8 protein-coding genes are annotated in these 8,425 nt (G+C 45.0%); 2 read left to right on the top strand and 6 right to left on the bottom strand.

Annotation, left to right across the window (positions count from 1 at the left end):
* Nucleotides 1-168 precede the first annotated feature (168 nt).
* The 4 genes from QUB61_RS36005 to QUB61_RS35990 all read right to left on the bottom strand — a co-directional run bounded on the left by QUB61_RS36005 (nt 169) and on the right by QUB61_RS35990 (nt 3,126).
* Nucleotides 169-567 carry an MgtC/SapB family protein gene (locus QUB61_RS36005; protein WP_333135828.1) on the bottom strand — a complete coding sequence of 133 codons (399 nt, stop codon included), beginning with the start codon at nt 565-567 and terminating at the stop codon, nt 169-171.
* A gap of 228 nt (nt 568-795) precedes the next feature.
* A complete protein-coding gene (locus QUB61_RS36000; protein ID WP_333135829.1) occupies nt 796-1,452 on the bottom strand; it encodes a hypothetical protein in 657 nt (218 codons plus the stop codon).
* A 276-nt stretch (nt 1,453-1,728) separates the two neighbouring features.
* A complete protein-coding gene (locus QUB61_RS35995) occupies nt 1,729-2,697 on the bottom strand; it encodes a BadF/BadG/BcrA/BcrD ATPase family protein (RefSeq protein ID WP_333135831.1) in 969 nt (322 codons plus the stop codon).
* 72 nt (nt 2,698-2,769) lie between these two features.
* Nucleotides 2,770-3,126 carry a zinc ribbon domain-containing protein gene (locus tag QUB61_RS35990; protein ID WP_333135841.1) on the bottom strand — a complete coding sequence of 119 codons (357 nt, stop codon included), beginning with the start codon at nt 3,124-3,126 and terminating at the stop codon, nt 2,770-2,772.
* A 213-nt stretch (nt 3,127-3,339) separates the two neighbouring features.
* Here QUB61_RS35990 and QUB61_RS35985 point away from each other — a divergent pair, with 213 nt between their 5' ends.
* The gene (locus QUB61_RS35985; protein WP_333135833.1) at nt 3,340-3,666 is read left to right on the top strand and encodes a phasin family protein; all 327 of its coding nucleotides are present in this window, start codon (nt 3,340-3,342) and stop codon (nt 3,664-3,666) included.
* A 256-nt stretch (nt 3,667-3,922) separates the two neighbouring features.
* Nucleotides 3,923-4,510: an FKBP-type peptidyl-prolyl cis-trans isomerase gene (locus QUB61_RS35980; RefSeq protein ID WP_333135835.1), complete on the top strand. Its 588-nt coding sequence runs from the start codon at nt 3,923-3,925 to the stop codon at nt 4,508-4,510.
* A gap of 233 nt (nt 4,511-4,743) precedes the next feature.
* Here QUB61_RS35980 and QUB61_RS35975 read toward each other — a convergent pair whose 3' ends face one another.
* The gene (locus QUB61_RS35975) at nt 4,744-7,359 is read right to left on the bottom strand and encodes a replicative DNA helicase (protein ID WP_333135837.1); all 2,616 of its coding nucleotides are present in this window, start codon (nt 7,357-7,359) and stop codon (nt 4,744-4,746) included.
* 380 nt (nt 7,360-7,739) lie between these two features.
* Entirely contained in the window at nt 7,740-8,198 is a 459-nt protein-coding gene (gene rplI, locus QUB61_RS35970) for a 50S ribosomal protein L9 (protein ID WP_333135839.1), read from the bottom strand.
* Between the last annotated feature and the right edge of the window lie 227 nt (nt 8,199-8,425).

Below are 8,425 nucleotides of genomic sequence, written 5' to 3'. Positions count from 1 at the left end.
ATTTTGGTTTGTAAGGCAATTATCTATGTATATCTTGCCTTACAGATTTTTTTTTGCTCACTTTTTCAGTGCCATTGGACTTTAGTCCTCATAAAACTCCCTCGGACTTCCGTCGTCACTACAAACTTTATAACGGTTATTTTACCAGACATTATATAATGACTGAGACTATTTCCGACTCCGATCCTCTAACTTTTTAATTACTCTCAGAACAAACAGCGACATTAAAGCGCCAATTAATGCCAGTTGCCACAACCCGCATCCTGCCGCAGTTCCTAAAGCTGCTGACACCCAAATAGCGGCGGCAGAGGTGAGGCCGTGAACTTCTACTTTGCCTATTTCCTGTTGACTTTGCCGCAGGATTTCTCCGGCTCCCAAAAACCCAATCCCGGCAGTAATGCCTTGAATTACGCGCTCTACAGCATCTAGTCCGTTTTCATTTTTACCCATTGCCAGCGGTATTAAAACAAACAGTGCAGAACCCATACTTACTAGCATATGAGTTCTCAATCCCGCTGGTTTGTGTCTGAGTTGGCGCTCCCATCCAATAATTGCGCCAACAAACATGGCTAGGCACAACCTTAACAGTATGCCTAGCCAATTATCGGGAGACCACAAGTTAGCGATCGACAATGTTTTACTGCAAATAATTAATCGGGAGATCCCAATAAGCTGTTGTGCATTTAAATTGTATATTTCGAGTCCCGATCAAAAATCGTCAAATCCTCTCCCCCTCTCCCCTTCACCCCCTCTCCCTCTCTAATACCATAGGCAATCTAGATGCAACACAGCTTATTAGCGGAGTACGATGTCCGATCGCAATCTTACTGCCAAATCCTGTTGCGGGCGAATCACGATCACGTCAACGCTGCGCCGCCCCAACAATACTCCAGCTAAAGCGCCGAGCCCAGCGCCTCCCAATACTTCTTCAGTCGCGATGGCTTTGTCGCCGGTAATGCCTGCTAGTGCTGCTGCTGCTGCTGCACCCAATGCTGCACCTTGCGCTAATGAACCTGTGCCACTACCTTTTTGGACTCTTTCGGTTCTGGTAATAATTCCTGAAGTTCCGTCAATCCGATAGCGTTGGCGGCGGCTGATAATTAACTCTCTGGCAACAAATTGAGTACCTATTTGATTGCCTCTTCTGACAGGTTGCAATGCCCCGACTATCTGGCTGCCTGCGGGGATTAATACTCGGCCTTGAGCTGTGCGGATGTCTCGCGCTACTGTTAAAGTTAAAGGTGCAGTTTCTTCGCGGGTGACAACTATTTTGTCTTTTTCATAGCTAACTGGTATTACACTGCCCGACGGAATTCGGATGCTATCAAATTGTGAAATTCGTTGTTGAGCTTCTGCAGGAGTAGCTACCACCAGCGGCGCGCTGGTTGCAACTGTAATGCCCAGTGCGAGGATGGCTGCTGTTGCTGAACGCCATTTTTGAGAAGTAATCATATGAATTGTCTCCTTGCTGCGGTTTTGGTTTACTTAGGAACGCACTAATGCTAAATTTGTTTCTGGTTTCGCATTCATCTGATGTTTTAATTATGGCAGGCTGGAATTCTACAAGTTGGGAAGATAAGGTAGATAATCAATAATTTTAATATTTGGAAAAATCGAGAAAATCGGTAAGATTGGGAAGATAAGGAGGATAAAGGAGAGATTTCGATGCCTCGTCCCCCTTAGCCTCTAACAGTTAAGGTGAAATCCCAGCACGAAGCCTCGGGAAGGTTAATTGTTGAGAGCGTTTAAGGCTAATAATCCAGCACCGAAAGCTGGTTCGTATCGGGGCGAAATTACCTTAGCTTTTGGGGCGTGAGCACTTATTGCCGCTTCAAACCGACCCCGGAAATTTGCCTCGCCACCCCACACACCTCCTACGAGCGCAATTTCAAATTCTTCTGTTTGGTTAAATAGCGCTGAAATGGCTATTTTTGTAGAAGAGGTTAATTCTGCTACAGCACTATTGATAATGCCGTCAGCGACGCGATCGCCCTCTGCTGCGGCTCGATCGACAATCGGCGCTAAAGCTGCAATTTCTTTCACTCCCCAACCGCGCCGGTAAACGACTTCTACCAATTCTTCTAGGTGATTTAGGCCTAAATGGTTTTGAAATTTTTCCGCAAGTGCTGTAAACTCGGCGCGTCCGTCATAGAACCTCAAAGCAGCTTGCAAACCCTGAATGGCGATGTCATATCCGCTGCCTTCATCGCCTAAAATATATCCCCAACCGCCGACTCGTTTAGTTTTCCCTTGACTGTTTTGCCCGAAAACAATCGAACCGGTTCCTGAAATAACGGTGATACCCACTGGATAGCCCGTGCCGCCAGCAAGTGCGATCGCGCAGTCGCTGCAAATTACTATATTTCTGGGCAGGAATGATTGGGTTACTGGTAAAGTATTTGCCAACTGCAAGTTCTGCACTACAAATTGCAGTATTTCAATATCTTTTGGACGCCCGACGCCTGCTAGTCCCAGACCGATTGCTTCTATGTTGAGATTGCCCACAGCCTCCTCGATATTAGCGGACATAACTGCTCGTTCGATCGCCAATTGGAGCGATTGTTTTGCTGCCTCAATTCCCAGCGTTTGATAATTTGACGGCCCTGCTTCGCCCCGTCCCAAAATAACGTGGTTTTCGTCCATTAAGATGCAGATAGTTTTAGTGCCGCCGCCGTCGATGCCCAATACGTAACTCATGAATAATTTACAAAATAACAGAGCAACCCATATTAACAGAGATATCTCTATTCTACGCTTTGTACAATCCGATTAAATCGACAGAGCAATGCTAATAATAATTAAACCTAATAAAGCTAACCAAACGAGATGGCGCTGACACCAATTTTTGATTGATTGTGGCCAGCCGCCGCTGATGTAACGGCTCGTCTGTGGCACAAGCGGCTCAGCTCGATCGTGATAAAGCGTGCATTCTTTGGCAAAGGGACGCTGGGGGTAGTTGCAAGTGTCGTCTTCGTGATAAATACAGGTAGTACACAGAAATTCTTCGGGTGGCGATCGATAAAGGGGGATACCCGGATGACCGAAAGCTTTGAGAGGGGTTTTGCAGTGCGCGCAGGCGATGGCTCGGGCGTCTACAGGTTGGTGACAGCGGGGGCAATCAGGCATAGACAGCAGGTGATTGGGTAATTTTGTCGGTAGCTCCTTAGCGGGTTTACCGAACGCCGATCGATACGCTCGACTCGCCATCAGGCGGCTGAATGCTCCAAAATAGAAAGGTAGGTCAGCGCTGATGTAACTTTAAGTGTACAGATGGTTTGGCAGCGACAGCAGGCGACCTGAGCCGATAGGGTATGAAGGGGCAAACAGTAGGAAAAATATATGGATAACAATAGCAACTTACTCAAACAACTGGTAATGTTCGGCATTGGTACTACCTCCCTGGTGGCCGAAAAATTGCAGGAAGTCAGCGAGCAATGGGTCAAAGATGGCAAAATCAATTCCGAGCAAGCCAAAACCTTTGTCGATGACATGACCGAGCAGCTCAAGTCCGAGCAGGGCAATTGGGATACGCAGTTGCAGCGGCAACTACGGAATATCCTGCAAGATATGGGAGTTCCCCGACAGTCCGAAATGGATGAGTTGCGGGGAAGGCTCGATCGTCTTGAACGTCAGATGCGGGATTTAGAAAACCGTAACTGGCGCTGAGTTCGATCGGGCTCGACGGTTCGCTGCTATCTTGTGATAAGATTGTCACCCGAAGGCAGAAGGCTCAAAAAGGCACTTATGTAGAAGCCATTTATGTAGAATTACAAACATTCTGACTTCATACTTTTGCCTTTAAAATTATCTGACACCAGCCCTTGTTTGGTGGAAAAGTTCAGATAAAATTTGCTAGTTCTTGTTGTACTAGATGTCTTAGATATCTGAGATATCGCGGTTAAAAGTATCAGGAGGATTAATTTTGCGAGGAGTTCTAGTCAGCTTGGGGGTAATGCTGGTTTGCTTTGTGTTTTTGATAGTAGCTCAAATGGGCGGTTCAGGGTCCCAAGCAGTTGCCGCCGAATTGAACAATCTTTTACCCGAGACTGCTATTGAGAAGCTGTCAGCGCCGTCTTTGGAAGAAGATAGCTTGCTAGTAGCTGATGCTACTTTACCGGAAGTACCAGCTACTATCGCTGGCAATAACATGACTGATAATACTGAGAAAACTGTCACCACAGATTCAGGTCTGAAATATGTTGAATTGAAAAAGGGTAATGGGGCGACTCCAAAAACCGGGCAGAGGGTTGTGGTCCACTACACTGGAACTTTGGAGGATGGCACGAAGTTTGACAGTTCGCGCGATCGCAATTCTCCTTTTGAGTTCAAAATTGGCGTGGGTCAAGTAATTAAGGGTTGGGATGAAGGTGTCGGTACGATGAAAGTTGGAGACCGCCGCCAGTTGATTATTCCCCCTGAACTCGGTTACGGCGCTCGCGGTGCGGGCGGAGTGATTCCTCCTAATGCTACGCTGATTTTTGATGTGGAATTGTTGAGAATCGGTGGCTAGGTAGCTCAACTTAATTAAACGTAAAACTTTTACGGTGTTTAGAAACCTGGTTTTTTTTAGAAACCGGGTTTCTGTGTAATATCACGTCCGGTAAATTAACCACAATATTTGTAGGGGCAGGTTTCACCAACAATCTTTCATTCCTATCGACAATATCTATAAAGCCGGCCCCACTCGATCGACAAAATTTTATAACTGCCAATTCAACGGACATAATATAAGCCCTGGTTAATTTAAGATCGCTTCGGAGATGCCAGATTGCGAAAGCAGGTAAATTGGGGGTCAAATAATAGTTTGACGATTCCTGTGGGCCCGTTTCTGTGTTTGGTAATAATTACTTCTGCAATTCCGCGATCGGGCGAATCAGGATTGTAATATTCATCGCGGTAGAGCATAATTACTAAATCCGCGTCTTGCTCGATACTATTATGAGCGTACAATCCTTGTGTAACAAAGCTTTTAACTTTCTCTACCGTTAGATCGTAAACCATTTCTTCGCCGATGAAATCTATTTTTTTTATTTTATCCCAGTAGATATCGCTAACAGCAATTTTCAGAATTTCTTCAGATTCTAGAAGAGTAGCTAACTGTGTAGCTCGTTCTCTACTGATATCACATGGATAGGAACTGTCGCCACAATAGCGCACGCCCAAACTTGCTTGAATTTGTTTAGTTGTTAAACCCAAACGTTCTCTGGCCATATTAACTTGGGTTCGCCAAACTTGGTTGGGAATTAAATCTCGGTTGGTATTAGCCCCTACAGATTTTTCTAGATATATTTTGACGGCGACTAAACTTTCTTGTTTATAATTGCCAACCGCACCAATCCGATATACAAATTTTTCTAGTTCTTGCTTCCCACCTACCCATACTTGATATTGAGTTCGCCCTTTATTTCCTTGGGAAATGGATTTAAAAGAGGCATTAATATTCAATTTTAATAATAACGATCGAACTCCCCGCGCTAGTTTTTCGCTACTAGATCCATAGTAAACACTGGGATAGTGGGAATTGTCTTTACTCGTGCGGATACAACCATCAGTTGCCCATAGGTGTCGAAGGAAAAGAGCGATCGATTCTTGCGGTTGGGTAAATACTAAACTGGGAATAAATTTTTCATGGGAACGTAAACCAAATATTTCTAATTGGTCGAGCCATTTAGTAATCTGATTTTTAATATTGGGAGCGAGACGATAACTAGCGGGGAGATAAACTTGATACCAATCGCGTTCGCGTTTAATGCGGGGATTAATTTGATCGCCAAATACTTCTCTAGCTAAATGTGCAACTAATTCAGCTAAATCTAATTCTCGCGTCGTGTACTGAATGGTATGTCGGGGTAAAGTACAACCATCACCAATTAAATGTCCTAGTAAAGCTAATTCAGCATTACCCATCGTCTGCACTTCAGTACAAGGAATTGAGCGAGGTGTAGCAATTCGATCGCCTATTTTTAATTCATCTAACCGCTTCCAACCCTCTGATGTAAAGAATTTATGATTGCCTGTTGCTGTAATCGAATTTCCCAAGCAAGTCGTCATCTCCCAGACGGGCTTGACTCCTGTACAAAAAGCATTAGTCACCATCGCTTTTTCCTGTTTCAGGGTATCTGAATTTAATCCCCAAACAGCAAAGCCAGATTTGCCGACTAAATCACGAATCGGGACTTCTAATCCACTATCCGCCAGGGTAACTAAACTATCGCCACCGAGACATCCACTTTCGCGTAAATCAGACATCATCGGCCGCTTGTTTGTCCTCGCTTCCACACCCCGACTCAACTGAGATAAGGCAATAATCGGCACGTTGAGTTCGCGGGCTAAACCTTTAAGACTTCTGGTAATTCGAGATAGTTCTTGCACGCGGTTGTCGCTGCTACCTTCCATTAATTGCAGGTAATCTAGCAAGACTAATCCTAGGGTTCCGCCTTGTTCTGCTTGGAGGCGGCGGACTTTCGATCGTATTTCTGTGACGGTAATATTGGGAGTATCGTCAATAAACAGCGGTAGTTCTGATAAATTTCCAATGGCTGTACTGATTGGTTCCCATTCGTTTTGACTGATTTTACCCGATCGCAATCGGTTACTTTCTATTTTGGCTTCGCTGGACAGAATACGCTGCACTAGCTGTTCTTTCGACATTTCTAAGCTGAAAACGGCAACCGGAAATTTCTCCTTTCCAGCGGCGATGTGGTGGGCGATGTTGGTACAGAAAGCCGTTTTTCCCATCGCCGGCCTAGCCGCAACGATGATTAAATCCGATCGCTGAAAGCCTCCTGTCATAGAATCTAAGTCATAAAAACCGCAGGAAATGCCGGGAAGTGCGAGACCTTCATTGCGATTTTCTAGGTCTTGAAATGTTTGGTTTAGCGTTTCGCCGATCGACACTAAATCCTGTTGCGGACGTTCTTGAGTTATGCTGAAAATTTCTTGTTCGGCGCGGTCTAAGACTGTTTCTAGCGGTGCTGCTGTGTCGTAGCCTAATTGTACTATGTTATGGCCAGCTTCGATTAATTTGCGGCGCTGATATTTGTCTTCAACTAAAACTGCATATTGGTCGATGTTGACTGCTGAAACTGTGCGATCGACTAATTGTGCTAATTTAGTTAGTCCTCCTACTTGCTCTAACTGGTTGCGGTCCGTTAGCCGAGTTGTTACCGTCATTAAATCCGTAGGCTGACCCTGTAAAAATAGGTCTAATGCCGATCGATAAATGACTTGATGAGCGGTGATGGCAAAAAACTCCGGCCGCAGAAGTTCGGCAATTCGGGAAATAGCTTCGGGGTCAATTAAAATCCCGCCCAAAATTGCTTCTTCTGCCTCTATATTTGTCGGCATCAAATCGCTCATTAGTCAATAGTCCTCAGTCATTAGTTATTAGTCATTAGTCATTAGTTGTTAGTCATTAGTTGTTAGTCATTAGTTTAGGACTTACGCACCAACTCTATCTGTAGGCTGCTTATGGGCGCACCTTATTCCTACCTATAGCGCCTTAAACCATTTTTTGCGTAAATCCTATAGTTATTAGTTGCCAGTGATGAGTCCTCAGTTTTAAATCTGCAAGTTAGCAGTCCTCAGTCCTTAGTTAGCGTTACTCACTTCTTAGTTAGCGGTACTCCGTTCTTAGCTAATGACTAATGACTAATGACTCATGACTAACAACTAATGACTAATGTAACAACTAATGACTAATGACTAACAACTAATGACTGATGACTGATAACTCTTAATTACATCGGAATAACTTGAATATCAACTTCGGCGGTAACTTCTGCGTGAAGTTTGATTTCAGCTTTGTATGTACCAGTTTGGCGAATTTCGGGTAGGGTGATGCCGCGCCTATCGACTTCTTGACTCGTAGAGTTAAAAATCAGTTCTGCTACTTCTTGGTTGGTAACTGTACCAAAAATCGCGTCTGCTTCGCCAACTTGCTTGGAGATGATGAAAGGCCCAGCCGATTCGAGGGCGGTTTTGCGGACTTCAGCTTGCTGCTTGAGCTCTAGCTGGCGCACTCTTTCTTCTTCACGGCGGCGCTCTGCTTGCTTGAGAATGCCCGGAGTGGCTCTAAATCCCATTCCTTGGGGTACTAGGTAGTTGCGGGCGTACCCCGGGGCTACTTCTACTACGTCGCCAGCTTTGCCGAGTTTGCTGACATCTTTATTTAAAACTAATTGGACGCGCTTGGCCATGATCGTTGCTTGTGGGGTTTTAACTGCAACTTTCTATAATAGCGAAGTTTGAGGGGCGATCGCAAGGAAGAAGGAAGAAGGAAGAAGGAAGAAGGAAGAAGGAAGACGGTTGACGGTTGACGGTTGACGGTTGACGGTTGACGGTTGACGGTCATTTGTGACAAGTTAAGAAAAAGTGCAAATTGTCAAGGGGGTAGACAAAAAAAGGTAAAATAGGATGAAACCTT

It is taken from the genome of Microcoleus sp. C2D2 (assembly GCF_036702495.1).
GTDB lineage: Bacteria > Cyanobacteriota > Cyanobacteriia > Cyanobacteriales > Microcoleaceae > Microcoleus.
Note: the sequence above shows the minus strand (reverse complement) of the source record. Positions and strands in the feature narration are given on the sequence as shown.